Annotated in this window: 12 protein-coding genes; 11 read left to right on the top strand and 1 reads right to left on the bottom strand. The window is 42.3% G+C overall.

What is annotated here, in order from left to right:
- The first annotated feature begins 68 nt into the window (after positions 1-68).
- From D6855_RS13545 to D6855_RS13530, 4 genes are all read left to right on the top strand, one after another.
- A complete protein-coding gene (locus D6855_RS13545) occupies positions 69-1163 on the top strand; it encodes an HD-GYP domain-containing protein (RefSeq protein WP_120741996.1) in 1095 nt (364 codons plus the stop codon).
- Between the two features lie 152 nt (positions 1164-1315).
- On the top strand, positions 1316-2797 hold the full coding sequence (locus D6855_RS13540) for a DUF6937 domain-containing protein (protein WP_120741994.1): 1482 nt from the start codon (positions 1316-1318) through the stop codon (positions 2795-2797).
- Between the two features lie 8 nt (positions 2798-2805).
- Positions 2806-4251, top strand: a complete 1446-nt coding sequence (locus tag D6855_RS13535; protein ID WP_120742114.1) for a glycoside-pentoside-hexuronide (GPH):cation symporter — start codon at positions 2806-2808, stop codon at positions 4249-4251.
- A 23-nt stretch (positions 4252-4274) separates the two neighbouring features.
- Complete coding sequence (locus tag D6855_RS13530) at positions 4275-4877, top strand: hypothetical protein (RefSeq protein WP_120741992.1); 603 nt, start codon at positions 4275-4277, stop codon at positions 4875-4877.
- A 1-nt stretch (position 4878) separates the two neighbouring features.
- Here the strand turns inward: D6855_RS13530 and D6855_RS13525 are convergent, their stop codons facing one another.
- Positions 4879-5616, bottom strand: a complete 738-nt coding sequence (locus tag D6855_RS13525; RefSeq protein ID WP_120741990.1) for an AraC family transcriptional regulator — start codon at positions 5614-5616, stop codon at positions 4879-4881.
- A 181-nt stretch (positions 5617-5797) separates the two neighbouring features.
- On the opposite strand from D6855_RS13525, the gene D6855_RS13520 reads away from it, so the two are divergent.
- The 7 genes from D6855_RS13520 to D6855_RS13490 all read left to right on the top strand — a co-directional run bounded on the left by D6855_RS13520 (position 5798) and on the right by D6855_RS13490 (position 17060).
- Positions 5798-9085: a carbohydrate binding domain-containing protein gene (locus D6855_RS13520; RefSeq protein ID WP_120741988.1), complete on the top strand. Its 3288-nt coding sequence runs from the start codon at positions 5798-5800 to the stop codon at positions 9083-9085.
- A 149-nt stretch (positions 9086-9234) separates the two neighbouring features.
- Positions 9235-9561, top strand: coding sequence for an anti-sigma factor family protein (locus D6855_RS13515; RefSeq protein ID WP_120741987.1), 327 nt, complete (start codon positions 9235-9237; stop codon positions 9559-9561).
- Positions 9562-9574: 13 nt separating this feature from the next.
- On the top strand, positions 9575-11740 hold the full coding sequence (polA, locus tag D6855_RS13510; protein ID WP_120741985.1) for a DNA polymerase I: 2166 nt from the start codon (positions 9575-9577) through the stop codon (positions 11738-11740).
- Positions 11727-12368, top strand: coding sequence for a dephospho-CoA kinase (coaE, locus tag D6855_RS13505; RefSeq protein ID WP_120741983.1), 642 nt, complete (start codon positions 11727-11729; stop codon positions 12366-12368). The genes polA and coaE overlap by 14 nt, the downstream gene beginning before the upstream one ends.
- Positions 12356-14536, top strand: a complete 2181-nt coding sequence (locus D6855_RS13500) for a cell division protein FtsA (RefSeq protein WP_120741981.1) — start codon at positions 12356-12358, stop codon at positions 14534-14536. Before coaE ends, D6855_RS13500 begins: the two co-directional genes overlap by 13 nt.
- Positions 14537-14557: 21 nt before the next feature.
- Positions 14558-15355, top strand: coding sequence for an MBL fold metallo-hydrolase (locus D6855_RS13495; RefSeq protein ID WP_120741979.1), 798 nt, complete (start codon positions 14558-14560; stop codon positions 15353-15355).
- A 64-nt stretch (positions 15356-15419) separates the two neighbouring features.
- A complete protein-coding gene (locus tag D6855_RS13490; RefSeq protein ID WP_120741977.1) occupies positions 15420-17060 on the top strand; it encodes a DUF3298 and DUF4163 domain-containing protein in 1641 nt (546 codons plus the stop codon).
- Positions 17061-17065 lie beyond the last annotated feature (5 nt).

Below are 17065 nucleotides of genomic sequence, written 5' to 3'. Positions count from 1 at the left end.
AAGAAAAGGCAAAAAGTGTTATTATATAAGTGTATGAATTCAAATAAAGTATAACGGCGGGTAATTACATGAAACTTGTATCAGTAGACAAGCTTGAACCGGGGCTGGTTGTCTCCGAGAATATATACACTCTCGATGACAGACTGGTTCTTCCAAAGGGCACGATCCTGGATGATAAAGACATTGAGAGGATCAGGGCCCATTCTCTGTACAACATCTTTGTAGAGGATGAGAAAAAGCCGGTAGTTCCTAAACAGGAGACTGCTGCCAGCGATACTTCATCCAGTATGTCTTATGCTGAGAAGCTAAGGAACACAGAGGAGTTCATTAAGTTTAAACAGCATATTGAAGAACATGCTGACAAGCTTGAGGAATCCTTCAGGCTTCTTGCCAATGACTCAATGCCCCTTGATATTGATAAACTTACAGAACCTGTATATCACCTCTTTGTAGAAGCTGGTGGAACAGCAGGTATCTTTGATATGCTTCATAACCTTCGTGATAACAGCGATGAAGTGTATATGCATAGTCTCAATGTTTCACTTATTTCCAATACTCTTGCTACCTGGATGAGACTTCCAGAGGAAAAGATTAGGCTTGCTACAGCAGCCGGACTTCTTCACGACATTGGCAAGGTTTTGGTGTCTCCCGAACTTCTTGGGAAAAACAAACAGCTTACTCCTTATGAGCAAAAGAAAATGGATGAGCATGTAATAAAGGGATACGAGCTTGTAAAGGACAAGGATATCAGTATCCATATTAAGAATGCTATTCTTATGCATCATGAGAGAAGAGATGGTTCAGGATTCCCATTCCATATCAAAAATGATCAGATAGATGAGATTGCATCTATTGTTGCAGTTGCTGACGTCTATGATTCTTATACTGCATGTACCAATTACAGGAAATCGATCTGTCCATTCTATGTAATTCAGCAGTTTGAGAATGAAGGACTTGATAAGTATGATCCAAATACCATACTTACATTCCTTAGCAATATAGTTAATACCTTTATTGCCAACAGAGTCATGCTGAGCAACGGTCTTACTGGAGAGATCATCTTCGTAAATCCCGATCACCTGGCAAGACCCGTAGTAAAGTGCGGGGAACAGTATATTGATCTTAATAAGAACAAGGGTCTTGATATAGTTGCACTTGTTTAATGCAACTTGCACAAAAAGCGGAAACGAAAATTGTAAAAAGCGTTTCTTGTTTTTAGAAACCTTGTCTGTTAGTATTTAGTCATGGAAACTCATTATGAGGGAGTTGGTTTCCTTGTTTGTGAAAAGCCAGTGTAGTGGCGGAATGGAGTGTTATGGCTGATAGATCAAAGGTTATATATGGCAATGTGATCAGTGATAAAGATTACAACAAGGCAGTAAGATCCAAGAAGAAATTCGCAAAGAAGTATGGCGATGACTCTTTAGTGGATTATAAGATCAAGGTCTCTGATAATGAGGTTATTGGAACGCTTCTTGGCGTTAAAAATGTTGATGTGACTGCGAAGATCTCTGAAAATGAGGGGGAGATGGATACTGACAAAGGTATCATCGTTGGAAACATCCGAATGGGCTTTGGCCATTACCGTATTTCAATGGCTATGGCTTCGTACGCCACTCATCTTGGCTACACACCTTACTGGATGGATCTTAACTCCTATAAGGAGACCACCTGTACCAAGGTAATTGGTGCTCAGAACGACCTTTATTCATTAGGTTCAAGACTTTCAAGATTTTATCTTTTTAATAAATTTATCTGGGAGCCCACAAACTATGAGGGCTTCAGAGCTCTTACATACAACTCATCAGATCAGAAGAACGCTGAGCTGATGGCTCCTGTATATAAGAACGTTCCCAAGGATATCCCTGTTATTGCAACCCATGTATGGCCTGCTCAGGCAGCTATCCACGCCGGAATGAAGTACGTGGTAAATGCTATTCCTGATAACTGGCCAATGGCTCTTCACCTCTCTGAAGGCTCTGTTCACACCATTCAATGCAAGAACGCCTATATGGGCTATCGCATTGTAAATGGTATGAACAAGAAAAATGTCTGCAAGCCTATGCCAGCAGAGTCTCTTGTTTACACAGGCCACTACATCGATTATGAGCTTGTAGAGAATATAGAAAAGGACTGCAAGGCAAGGATCGACAGGAAAAAGAATGGAAGGCCTATGAGATTTCTTTTGACCATCGGCGGAGCCGGCGCTCAGAAGGAAATCTTTGCAGAGATAATTAAGCACCTTCTGCCATATATCCAGAAGGGACAGGCAGCACTTTATGTAAATGTAGGTGACTACAGAAATGTCTGGGATGAGCTTAAAAAAGAGATCCCTGAGATGAGCAAATTTGCCATCGACCACATGGACAACTGGGAAGATACTCTTGAGTTTGCAGAGACTGCCCTTAACGACAATATTGATATAACAGGTATTCATGGTTTCTACCACGCAGATATCTTTAAGGCGGTTTACACAACAAACCTTCTCATGAGAAGCTGCGATGTTCTTGTTACAAAGCCTAGCGAACTGGCATTTTATCCTGTTCCAAAGCTCTTTATCAAGAGAGTTGGCAAGCACGAGATGTGGGGCGCCATCCACTCAGCAGAGATCGGTGACGGAACCCTCGAGTGCAGAGATATTCCTCATACAATCCAGATGCTTGATCAGTTCCTTGAGACAGATCTTTTAAATGAGATGTGTGAGAGCATTGTGGAGAACAAGAAGGCTGGTATTTACGACGGAGCAAAGAAGGTAGTTGAGCTGGCAATAAAGCTCAAGGAGGCGGGTAGAAGATGAATAGCAAAATGAAACTTTCAGGCGCAGCTAAGGCGTCTTACGGACTTGGTGCAGTTGGTAAAGATATGGTCTACATGCTTTCCGCCACCTACGTTTTATATTATTTCCAGGATATTATGGGTGTCAGCGCTGCAGCTATGGGCGTTATCCTTATGGTGGCAAGAGTATTTGATGCTTTTAACGATCCTATCATGGGAGCAGTTGTTGCCAAGACCAAGACAAAATGGGGTAAGTTCAGACCATGGCTTCTTATTGGAACCCTGACGAACGCTGTTGTTTTAGCTCTTATGTTTACAGCGCCTCCAACCCTTACTCCTTCAGGAATGATAGCTTACGCCGCTGTTACATACATCCTTTGGGGCGTTACATACACCATGATGGACATTCCTTACTGGTCAATGATCCCTGCTTTTACAGAGGGCGGAAAAGAGCGTGAGGGTCTTACAACTCTTGCCCGTTCATGCGCAGGCGTTGGATCAGCGCTTATTACTATCGTTACCGTTATGTCTGTATCTGCTCTTGGTAAGTTCTTTGGAGCAGCTGGCATTTCAGACAGAGAGATCGAGAGAATTGGTTTCTCATATTTCTCAATAATAGTAGCAGTTCTCTTTATCCTGTTTACAGTTATCTGCTGTATCAATGTAAAAGAGAAGTCTACAGTTGAAATGAAGACAGCAACAATAAGAGAGATGTTCAGGGCACTTATCCAGAACGATCAGGCTATGGCAGTTGTTGTGGCCATCGTTATCGTTAACTGCTCAATCTACATCACTTCTAACCTGGTCATCTATTTCTTTAAATATGACTTTGGTGGTACTGGCTGGAAGGGCGATTACACACTGTTTTCAACCTTTGGCGGTGGAATGCAGATTCTTGCAATGATGCTGCTTTATCCATTCCTTAGAAGGTTCTTTACTTCAATGCAGATTTACTTTGTAAGTACCGGAATGGCTATCTGTGGATACATTTCACTTCTGATCCTTGCATCAACATCAATGAACAATGTATTCCTTTTGTTCATTCCTGCATTCTTTATCTTCTCAGCAAACGGAATGCTTGCAGTTATCACAACAGTATTCCTTGCAAACACTGTTGACTACGGCGATTTCAAGAACAACAGAAGAGATGAGTCTGTCATCTTCTCAATGCAGACCTTCGTAGTTAAGCTTGCTTCTGGTGTTTCTGCTCTTATTGCATCTGTGGCTCTTCAGGTCCTTGCTCTTAGCAATGACACAGAAGAGGGCGCAACACTTGTAGATTATTCAGCCGGTGTTTCACTTGCCCAGAAGATGGGCCTTAGAATGTGGATGACTATCATCCCTATAGCAGGTCTTGTCTTTGCTATTTTCTGGTTTAAGAACAAATACATTTTAACTGATGAGAAACTTCAGGAAATATCTGTTAAACTAGTAGAGAGAAAAACTTCAGAGATCGAACAGGGCAATAACAACTAATCTTATATTATGAGGGAGAGATTATGAAATCTGAGAGTATAGTTATCAGCACCAGCGAAGGCAACATGGATAAAGTCCTTGAGGTTGTTGAGGCATTTTCCAAGGACCTGGACCACAAAGCGGCCCTTAGGGTGAGGCTCCTTTCTGAGGAGACCATGAATCTTATAAGGTCGATCACAGGAGAGATGGATGCAGAATTTTTTCTTGAGAAGGATGAAGATGCAGTAACTCTTCACTTAAATACAAACACCATCATGTTTGCGGATAAGAGAAAAGAGCTTATGGAGATCTCAACTTCAAAAGAGAACGCAGCTGCCAAGGGATTTCTTGGAAAGATCAGAGAAGTTTTTGAGCTTGCAATGCTTCCAAAGGATGAGAGGTCAGCAAGAGAGTCCAGGATCGGAATGATGGGCCTGGTAGACCCAACAGCTCTTTCTGCCACATCCAATGAGACCTGGAAGATGAGCAATTATAAAAACAGCGTAAATGAGATGGATCAGACAACTGAGTTTGCTCAGGAAGCTAAAAACGAGCTTGAGAGATCCATTCTTGGAAATATAGCAAATGACGTCGAAATCTCGATTATCGGAGACGACGTTAAGATGACAATCGTATACGAACTGTGAATCAGTATTCCTCTTCATTTCCTTTCCAATGAGTACCGTAATACATATTGCGGTACTTTTTTGGTGTAAGGCCTGTTTCTTCCTGGAAGAGCTTGATAAAGTGGCTCTGGGAGGAAAAGGCCAGATATGAAGATATCTCAATAAGTGAGAAGTCACTAAATCTAAGAAGGTTCTGAGCCTTGTCTATTTTTACCTTTCTGATGTAATCACTGGGGGTAACACCCATTTCACTTTTAAACAGTCTTGATATATAACCTGCAGATTTACCTGTGTGCTGCGCCAGGTCATCAATAGTTATTCGCTCCTTGATGTGGGCGTAGATGTAGTTGAGGCACTCGGTTATGGGCTTTGGAAGATTGGCACTCTGCTTAAGTATCTGCATTCTTTTGGTGTAATCAAGGACCATCTTGTTATGCCATTCTTCAATTTCTTTTTCGGAAAAGAGATAATCCAGCTTTTGAATATAATAGTCGCTTAGGCGAAAGGACAGCTCCATCTCCATTCCGCTCTCTGTACATATTCTTGAGATCAGAGCAGCAGTAACAATAAAATGATATTTGCGGTTCACAACAGGATCTCTTGAGAGGATACCAACACCCTCAGTCTCAAGAAATCTGTGTTGTCTGCAGTTTTCTGCTATAGCTTCCATATCACCCTGAGCCACCTGGCGATAGAATAAAAGCTCGTCGTTCTGGCTTCTGTGGATCATTTCTTTATCTAAGTTAAATAGTTTTTCCATAAGTACCTCTTTTCCTCTGACATAGGACACTATAACACACAATAACAAATCTATGAAGTTAAAAATGTAAGATATGTCATAAATCTGATATTATTTGTCTACTTTTGATATAGATATCATAAAAAATGTACTAATATCACACGTATGTTACAAAAATAAGTTTTGGGGTAAGGAGAAGCATATGAAAAAGTTTAGACTTAGAAGTATGGGCAGAAGAATTGGCGTAGCTGCTGTATCATCAGCTCTTATGGTTACAGCACTTCCTGTTACTTCTTTTGCTGCACCAGATGCAGGCAGTGATGACCAGGGCGATGGTTATTCACTTGTATGGTCAGAGGAATTCGATAATGGTTATCTGGATACCTCTTCATGGAATGTTGAGCAGCATGAAAAAGGATGGGTAAATGCAGAGCTTCAGAGGTATACAAGCCTTGATGAGGGCAACATTGAAGTCAGTAATGGCACTTTGAAGATCAAGCCTCATTACTCAGAGGCTGATAGTGAAGAGTCATCAGAAGAAGGCATTGATGTTGAGGAAAAAGAGACTACAGTAGCTGTTGATTTTACTTATTCAGGTGATGAGATAGATACAACAGCTCTTCAGATCAACTTTGGTCTTGTTGGTGGATATCAGGAAACATCAACAGCAGCAAATGTTGTTCTCAAAAGCGTTTATTTCGTAGATGACACAGATCCTGATGATATTGTGGTTTTAAGCGATAGTTTTGCCGAAGGTGAATGGAATGGCGGAGCAGGAGGAAACGGAGCTGGAAATTATTACAGTGTAGATGGAAAGGGGTATGCTCAGATCACTGATCCTGGAACAGAAAACTGGCATTTCCAGGTTCAGAAGAGCGGCTTTACTCTTTTGAAGGGACATCACTACTCATTTGAGATGGTTGCCACATCTGATGTTGACAGAGCTGTTGAAGTTACTGCCATGAACTCAGCTAACTGGGATTGGATCGGTGGAACCCAGATGGTCATCGAGGGAAGCGGAGTAGCTTCTTCTGGTTCAGGTTCAACCGGATCAGGAAAGAGCGAGATCACTTCAGGAAGGATCACAACTCAGGGCAAGCACGATTTCACATACGGACGTTTCGAAGCCAGAGCCAAGGTTCCTGCTGGCCAGGGTTATCTTCCAGCTTTCTGGCTTATGGCAACAGATGAGGGTCTCTATGGCCAGTGGCCAAGATGTGGAGAGATCGACATCATGGAGGTCAAGGGACAGGACCTTGCTACAAGCTATCACACAATCCACTATGGATACGGCTCAGACAGCCACAAGGAGAATCAGGGTAAGAACTATTTCTCTGAAGGTGATTATGCTGATCAGTTCCATGACTATGTGGTTGAATGGGATCCAGGTAAGATCACATGGTTTGTTGATGGCAATGAAGTGTATTCAACAAATGACTGGTATACAGGAACAGACGATGAAAATCAGCTCACATATCCAGCTCCATTTGATCAGGATTTCTATATTATCTTAAATCTTGCAGTTGGCGGAAGCTGGGTTGGTTACCCTGATGATGACACTTACGCAGCAATGAATGATCAGGCTTATGAAGTTGATTACGTAAGGGTATATCAGAAATCTGCAGAAGAATATGAGAGACTTGAGGCAGAAGCTAAAAAGCCTGAGAAGGAAGAAGTTAAATTCAGAGAAGCTGATGAGAGTGGCAACTATGTAATAAACGGCGACTTTGCAAAGGACATCCACATGGATGGCGCAGCAGACGCTGATAAGGACAACTGGAAGCTTCATCTTGAGAACGATGCCAATACAACAACATATTCAATTGGCAAAGATGGTATTACTATCACACCTTCTGCTGTAGGAATGCAGAATCACTCTGTTCAGCTCAAGCAGGAAAACATCCCAATGATCATGGGATATGAGTACGAGCTTAGCTTTGAAGCCAAGGCAGATGAGGACAGGACAATCGTTATCGATGTAGAAGGTCCTGACAAAAGCTGGAAGAGATACTTCCAGGATACAACAGTAAATGTTGGTACAACAAAAGAACTTTACACATATACTTTCACAATGAATGAAAAATCTGACGCTAACGGAAGTCTTGAGTTCAATCTTGGAAACCAGGCTTCCACAGCACCAGTAACTATTTCAAACGTAAGACTTACCCATAAGTCTGGTGAAGAGATTGTAGACGATGGCGCCAAGGTAATAAGACCTGACGGCAACTATGTATATAATGGCGGATTTGATCAGGGTGAAAAGAGACTTGGATACTGGGAGTTTGATGAAGCTAATGCTCAGTACATCTCAGTTACAAACACTAAGAATGTAAGAGAACTTAAGGTAGTTGTTCCAGAAGGCAAGACCATAACAGTTGGTCAGAGCGAGCTTTCACCACTTGCAAAGGGTGAGTACGAGCTTAGCTTCAAGGCAAGAACTGAAGATGGAGCAGCTGATGGAGTTTCATTTGAAGTTGCTGGCACAGAGTATGAGCCAGAACTTGAGGCTACAGGCAAGAGTTTTTCAAAGAAGTTCTACTTTGATAATGATAAGGACAGAGCAGGTTCCTACGTTAAGATGACCTTTGACAAGGCTGGCACATACTATGTGGATGATGTGTTCCTCTGTGAGTCAGCACTTATCAAGAATGGTTCATTTAATGCCGGAATTGCAGGATTTTCACCTTACATCTACGACACAGTAAAATCAAGCTATGTAATTGACAGCATGAATGGCAATGACAATGCATTTGCCATCACCATCGAAGATACCATGGCTGATGATGCAGGTAATTCATGGTATGTTCAGCTCAATCAGGACGGTGTACCTCTTGAGCAGGGCAAGTGCTACAAGCTTTCATTTAAGGCAAAGTCATCAATAGACAGAAAGATTTCATTCTGCATGCAGCAGTTTGAAGGAACTTGGGCAAACTACAGCAAAACCGGAGCTGTAGATATAGGAGAGAACTGGAAGACTTTCACAGCTACATTCAAGATGGAAGATCCTTCTGATAATGCAGCAAGATTCAATATTACCATGGGATCTGTTGAAGGAGTCAGAATCACTACCAAGCACGATGTATATATTGATGACATCAGCCTTATAGAGATTGATGAATCACAGCTTGTTGAAGGAATTACAGAAACAGTAGATGATCCTTCGCAGGGTAATACAGATTCAGATCAGCCCTCAGATCCAGGGGAAAATCCAGGTGAGCAGCCAGGCGATGAGCCTACTGAGCCAGGGGATGAACCTGGTGATCAACCAGGAGTAGAACCAGGAACAGGCGATCCCTCCATTGAGCCTGGAAATGAACCTGGTTCTGAACCTGGAAATATTGACCCACAACCTGAGCCTGAGCCTGAACCAGAACCTCAGCCAGAAAAGCCAACATATAACCCAATCATCAGAGTGATCGTTCCCGTCGTTAAGGCAGTAGCTAAAGTCGTAAAGACTGTAGTAAGCATCCTTAGAAGATTATTCTGGTAAGATGAGAAAAGCTTTCCGAAATGGCATTTTAAGCCATTTTCGGAAAGCTTTTTCGTTGTAATATAAAGGTTTTTGTAGTATTCTATATGTTGTAGAATTAGTTGCAATATGGCCGAATTTAGATACAACATGTTGAAGATTTAACTGATATGATGGACTGTAACACAGCGCAAAAGTTAATCCCGGAATTTTTGGATGATGATATGGACAATCAGGAGCTTTCAGACTTCCTTGCCCACATTGATTCATGCCCTGAATGCAAGGAGGAACTCACTATTCAGTTCCTTGTTAAGGTTGGTATGCAGAGACTCGAGGATGGTAATACCTTTAACCTCAGCAGCGAGCTTGAAAACCTTCTAAATGATTCCAAAAAGAAATTATCAGCAAGGAGATACCTTGTTCTTATTAGCTTTGGCCTTGAGGTGGCTGTGGCTGCCATGCTAGCAGTTTGTCTTTTACTTTTAGTTGCACTTTGATCCCGGGGGATTTATGTCAGATAACAAGTTACTACTTGATGGAAACAAACTTATAAGAGATGCCTTCTATGCGATCCCTGATTTTACGGATTCTGAGGGCAATCATATCAGCGGATTATACGGAGCTTTCTTTAAACTTAAGGACCTGTTATCAGGAAGCGTTGATACTGTAGAGATCTCTTTTGACTCAGAGACAGATTCTTTTTCAAGAGATATCATCTGGCAGATTGAGAAGGCAAAAGAGATACTGACAACTGGCGGTGTTTTAGTACCTTCCAAGGAGACTCCTGTAACAGATGAGCTTAAGAGCTTTGTAGATAATACTCTGGCAGGTCTTTCTCCATCAGGAGAAGTAAAGGAGATGCCAAAGTTTAAGCATGCTCTTGTTGTGACTTCTGACCTTAACGAGGTTGAAGATATATTTAAAAAGGCAGGAGAGAGTGAACTCGTTTCCTATTTCTTTGAAGTAGATAAGGGAGATGGAACAGTTTCTGGAAGGAAAGCTCTTGGTCTTTCCCTTTGCTTTGATGATGAGACTGCCTATTACATCCCTGTAGTTAACTTTATTACAGAGGACTACCTTGGCAGGAAGTTGCAGGAGCTTAGCAGCAGAACAGCTCTTACAACCTTTGATATCAAGGAGAGCTTTTATTATTATACTCCCGCTGAGATCTCTGAAAGAGTAGATGGATACAAGGATGATGATTCTTATCTTTCATCACCAAGATGCTTTGATGTTCTTATTGGAGCGTATTTAAATAATCCACTTAAGAATGACTACGAGATTTGGGATATCAGCTCAGAGTACCTTGGAATTCCTCTTCCAAAAAAGAGCGAGGTATTTGGTAAGAGTTCTCTTTCAGAAGCTGATGAGAGTGCAGTAGCTGACTATATGGGTAAGACGGCCTTTGTATGTTTCAAGGCTGCTCCGCTTATCCGCAAGAAGCTTTCAAAGACTTCAATGGAAAAGCTCTTTTACAATATTGAGATGCCTCTTTCCTATATTCTCTTTGCCATGGAAAAAGAGGGTATCATCGCCAAGAAGGACGCCCTTAAGGAATATGGCGATAAGCTTAGCGTCCGTATCGCTGAGCTTGAAAAGATGATCTATGAAGCTGCAGGCTGTGAATTTAACATTAACTCACCCAAGCAGCTTGGAGAGATACTGTTTGAGAAGCTTGGACTTCCTGCTGAAAAGAAGACCAAGTCTGGCTATTCAACTGCAGCAGATGTTTTGGAGAAGCTTGCTCCTGACCATAAGATTGTTGCAGATGTCCTTGAATACAGGGGACTTGCCAAGCTCAAATCCACCTATGCAGATGGACTTGCAGCGTTCATTGAATCCGATGGCAGGATCCATACAAGCTTTAACCAGACCATTACAGCAACAGGAAGGATCAGTTCAACTGAGCCTAACCTTCAGAATATCCCTATGAGAACAGAGCTTGGAAGACTTATCAGAAAAGTTTTTGTTCCCAAGGATGGATGCGTATTTACAGATGCGGATTACTCCCAGATCGAGCTTCGAATCCTTGCCCATATGTCTGAGGATCAGGGGCTAATAAGTGCTTACCACGAGGGAGATGATATCCACAGGATCACTGCATCCAAGGTTTTCCACGTTCCTTTTGAGGAGGTAACTCCGCTTCAGAGGCGAAATGCCAAGGCAGTTAACTTTGGTATCGTCTATGGAATGAGTAACTACGGCCTTTCACAGGATCTTTCAATATCTGTATCTGAGGCCAAGGAATATATGTCCAAGTACTTCGAGACATATCCTGGTGTTCGTACATATCAGGACAGCGTCATTCAGGAGGCAAAGAACAAGGGCTACAGCGAAACTTTATTTGGCAGAAGGAGACCTATCCCTGAGCTTAAGGCAGGTAACTTCATGATGAGACAGTTTGGCGAGAGAGTTGCCATGAATGCTCCTATCCAGGGAACTGCAGCAGATATCATGAAGATCGCCATGATAAATGTTTACTTTAGGATCAAGAGAGAGAATCTAAGTTCCAGACTTATCCTTCAGATCCACGACGAGCTTGTTATAGAAACCTACGCCTCAGAGCAGGATATAGTTTCGGGTATTCTGGTAAAAGAGATGGAGGCAGCCGCAAGTCTGTCTGTTCCTCTTGAAGTTGACTGCCACACTGGAAGTGACTGGTATGAAGCAAAGTAAGTTAACTACTGGGAAAACAAACATAATAGGTATTACTGGCGGCGTTGGAGCAGGTAAGAGCACCATTCTTTCCTACATCCAGGATAACTTTAATGCTATGGTCATCTATTCAGACCAGGTTGCTAATGATATTAAAAAGAAGGGTTATCCTGCATACGATGAGCTTGTGGCTCTTTTGGGGCCGGAAGTTCTTGGAGAAGAAGGAGAAATTGACAAGGGCAAAATGGCAGAGGCCATATTTAAGGACAAAACTCTCCTTGATAAGGTCAATAATGTTTTGCATCCTGCAGTAAATACCTTTATTATTAATATAATTGATAGTGAAAGAGCTAAGGGCGAGCTTGATTTTGTCATTGTTGAAGCAGCTCTTTTAATAGAAAATGGCTACAAGGATATTGTGGACGAACTCTGGTATGTATACGCAGATGAAGATATCAGAAGGCAGAGGCTCAAGGCTTCAAGGGGCTACTCTGATGAGAAGATAGACGGTATCCTAAGTAAGCAGCTAAGCGATGCTGAGTTTAGAGAGCACTGCGATTTTGTTATAGATAACAGCCGTAGCGAAGAAGAGGCTTACAAACAGATAGATAATAAACTTGGGGAGTGGAAAAAGAAATGGCAAGTTTAGAACAACAGGATCAAAAGGTAGTATACGGACTTGATATTGGTACCAGAAGCGTTGTTGGTACAGTGGGTTACATGAATGATAATCAGTTCAATGTAATCGCTCAGGCTGTGGAAAAGCATGAGACCAGAGCGATGCTTGATGGACAGATCCACGATATCGGCAAGGTTGGTGCCACAATCAGAAAGGTCACGGACAGACTTGAACAGCAGACAGACATCCATCTTACAGATGTATGTATTGCTGCCGCTGGTCGTGTGCTTCGTACAGTCCGTACCAAATATGACTACGAATATCCAGATGGACACGAGATCACCGATGAGGATATCTACAACCTGGATTCTGGAGCAGTAGAACAGGCTTATCAGGAGTTTCTTGCCAAGAACGCATCTGACCTTAAGTTCTATCTGGTTGGTTATTCTGTAATGCACTATTATCTTGATGGCTATCAGATCGCTAACCTTGAGGGACACAATGCAGGTAAGGTAAGTGTTGAGCTTATTGCCACATTCCTTCCTGATGACTGTGTAGATGGTCTTTATAAGGCCTGCGAGAGAGCAAACCTTAAGGTTGCAAACCTGACTCTCGAGCCTATTGCAGCTATGATGGTTGCTATTCCTGACAGATTCAGAATGCTGAACCTTGCCCTGGTTGACGTTGGTGCTGGTACATCCGATATCTGTATCACTGATGATGGAACTATTACAGCTTATGGTATGCTTCCTATCGCCGGAGATGACATTACAGAAATTATTGCTCAGCATTGTCTTGTTGATTTCAACACAGCGGATGAGATCAAGATCGCAGCCAGCCACGAGGAGAAGGTTGAATATACTGACATCATGGGTCTTACCAAGGTGATCACTGCAAAAGAGATCGCGAGAGTAGTTAAGCCCAAGATCGATGAGATGGCCATGAGAGCCACTGCAGAGATCAAGAAATTAAATGGTGACAAGCCAGTAAGCGCTGTATTCGTTGTTGGTGGTGGCGGATGCGTTCCGGGATACACCAAAGCGATCGCCAAGGAAATGGACATTCCTGATGAGCGTGTAGCCTTAAGGGGCGAAGAGGTTATGAAGGACATCACCTTCCTTAACAACGATGGAATCGAGAGAGATTCTCTTCTTGTTACTCCTCTTGGTATCTGTATCAGCTACTATCAGGAAGCCAACAACTTTATCTTTGTTTCCTTTAACGGCGTTCAGACCAAGATTTACGACAATGGTAAGCTTCAGATCGTGGATGCTGCAATGCAGGCATCCTTCCCTAATGAGGATCTGTTCCCTAAGAGGGGTGAGGAGCTTAGATATACAGTTAATGGCAAAGAGAGAGCATCAAGAGGTGAGCCTGGTGAAGCTGCTGTTATCCAGCTCAATGGTAAGCCTGCAGATATTCACTCCAAGATCCATGCAAACGATATCATCGAGGTTAAGCCTTCTACAGCAGGTGCTCCAGGTAAGGCATCTGTTGAAGGAATCCCTGAGTTCAAGGCTAAGTTCAATGTTATTGTTAACGGCAAGAACGTTGAAGCTTCCAAATATGCCACAGTTAACGGAGAGGCGCAGAGCGGATACTATGACATCAAGGCAGGGGATGATGTTAAGATCCTTGATTACAACACTGCTGCCCAGATTGCTGAACTTATGGATATTACCATCACAGAAGATACAGTGATCATAGTTAACAACGAACGCGGAGATGCCAATACTCCAGTCTATGAGAACTTCAAGATCGACTTCAAGGATCAGGAAGATGTTATCATGGACTACTACAAGGATTTCCCTAATGCTGATGCAGAGGCGATCCGTCAGTCCAATCAGGCAAGCTTTAACAACATGGACATGGAGAAGCACCTTACTCAGGACAAGAATGGCCAGCTTTCATTTGAGGATCTTCCTGATGATGATGGAACCTATGTTAAGTCTGGAACAGCTTCTGACGCCAGCGAGGTTAAGAATATCCTTGCTCACGACCTTCATCTGGTTGTTAACAATGAGGCCATCACACTTCATGGCAAGGCAGATTATATCTTTGTAGATATCTTTGATGCCATCGATTTTGACCTCAGTAAGCCAAATGGAAGAGCTATTGTAACTACATTAAATGGCTCAACACCTGACTACATGCAGCCAATCCATGAGGGTGACAAGATAGAAGTTTATTGGAAATAAGTTTTTGGGAGAGTTTTAATTTTGCGTTTTACAACAATTGCCAGCGGAAGCAGCGGCAACTGCACCTATGTGGGTTCTGACAACACACATATTCTTGTGGATGCTGGTGTAAGTAAGAAGAGAATAGAGGAGGGGCTTTCACAGCTTGATCTGTGTCTATCAGATATTGACGCTATTTTTGTGACCCACGAGCATGTAGATCACATAGCTGCCATCAGGACTATTCTCAAAAAACATGATATTCCTGTCTATGCAACAGCAGGTACTATCACAGGTATTTTAAATACTGACAAGAAAAATGAGATGTCAGATTCTTCATTTGTAACTGTCAGGGCTGATGAAGCTGTAACAGTTGGGGATATGATCATCAATCCCATGACAATATCTCATGACGCCTTAGAGCCCTGCGGATACAGAGTTTACTGCGGGGATAAGAAGATTGGAATTGCCACAGACCTTGGCTGCTACAACGACTATATTGTTGAGAGCTTATCCGGCTCTGACGCAATCCTTTTGGAGGCCAATCATGATGTAAGGATGCTCCAAACAGGTCCTTATCCATATGTTCTTAAGTCCAGGATCCTTGGAGATAAGGGACATTTATCCAATGACAAGAGCGGAGAGCTTCTCTGTAAGCTTCTTAGCGACAAGACTAAGGGCATTTTTCTTGGGCATCTGTCCAAAGAAAACAATATGCCTGAACTTGCCTATGAGACTGTTCGCGTGGAAATAGATATGTCCAGCATTCCATTTAGTTCCAAGGATTTCCCTATCATGGTGGCAGAGAGAAGTTCTCTTTCACCTGTATTAGAGTTCTGATTTTATCATCAGCCCCGGTATCCGGGGCTGTTTGCTTAGTATAGATAAAGAGGAGAAAAGTGTTATGAAGATGAAAAAGGTTATGGCAATGGCTATTATCATGGCCATGTCAACTGCAGCTCTTTTTGGCTGCGGAAAAGAGAAAACAAATGAAACTCTGGGAGAGCCAATAGTTCAGATAGAAAATAATGACTCTTCTGATGTGGCACCTTCAGAGGAGACTACAGAATCTGAGATCACGGTAATAACTCACCATGTTTCCTGTCAGAAGGATGGCAAGGAAATAGCAAATGGAAGCTACCCTGAGATCATTCTAAGTGACAGCTTTACAGAGAAATACCCTAAATTAAAAGAGTATTTTGAGGAGTTTAATCAGAATAAGAAGAACTGGATTACTGAAAATGTGGCACAGTACGGCGCTTGGCAGCTTGAAGATCCAAATTACCCGGATGAAGTTTTTACTTCAGATTGCAGTGTCGAAATAGTAAGGGCAGATGACAATCTCTTTTCTATTCTGATGTACAGCTTTGACTGGGCAGGCGGCGCTCATCCAAGTCACTACACAACTTCATATAATATCGATCCTGTAACTGCTAATGAGCTTGGACTTAGCGACTGCCTTTCTGATACTTCAAGGCTATCTGAAGGCATAAGAACAGAGCTTGAAAAGAACTATCAAGGGATTATGGAAGAAGTGGACAGCTTCTACTTTATGGATGAAGATGACGACCCTGATCAGTTTGTAAATAAGCTGAATGAGAATTCCTATACCTTTGCCATTACAGATAAGGGCCTTGAGATTTTCTTTTCACCTTACGAGATAGCATCCTATGCGGCAGGAGAACTTGATGTCGCTCTTTCATACGATGAATATCCAGACCTTGTTCAGAAGGCTTTTGTTATGGATAATGCTCAGGATATGGAAAAGATCGTAACTACAAAAGACGATACAGATAATGTCACCGTGGTTGAGCCAGAGGGACAGGAAGAAGATATTGCTTCTGAGCAGTACATAGACAATCCTTCATGGAATTACTATTTATCTGATGCAGCGGGGCCAGCGGCAGATAGCCATATTTCCCTTACCAAGCTCACTGAGGAAAAGAGTGACTGGGTAAATCTCTATGACTGGTGCCAGAAAAACGGCTTTGAAGAAGCTAATCTGTGCCATGAGGATGATGAGTATTTCTATTCTCCATATTATCCTGTAGAGTATGACTACATGTACAACGGCCTTTACATCTACGACAAGGACATGACCAATATGCTCTATAATCTCAACATGCTCAAGGTCTGCAACGGCCCTGATGATGAGGCAGGACAGCTTATTGGTGCAACAGAGTATATCAGATATGCATTTATGTATGATGGGTTGTTATACGCAGAGATTTCTCATCAAGGCTACATGACTGAAGAGCCCAAGAATGGCTACATTGTTGCCATTGACCCTGAGGCTGGCAAAGTTGTGTTTAAGAGCGAGCCACTTGTGGCGAATTCTGGCAATTTTAAGATAGTTAATGACACAATCATCTGCGGCTATGGATTTACCGCGGAGCCAGACTACATCTACCTTTTAGACAGGTTTACAGGAGAAAAGGTTGAGACTATTCCGGTTGCTTCTGCAGCGGATCAGTTTGAAATAGTAGGTGACACATTGTATGTTGCCACATATAATACTGAATATACATTTAAGATTGAGAAATAATTGAC

Source organism: Butyrivibrio sp. CB08, from assembly GCF_003625485.1.
Classification (GTDB): domain Bacteria; phylum Bacillota; class Clostridia; order Lachnospirales; family Lachnospiraceae; genus Butyrivibrio.
This window is presented reverse-complemented; position numbering and strand designations above follow the sequence as displayed.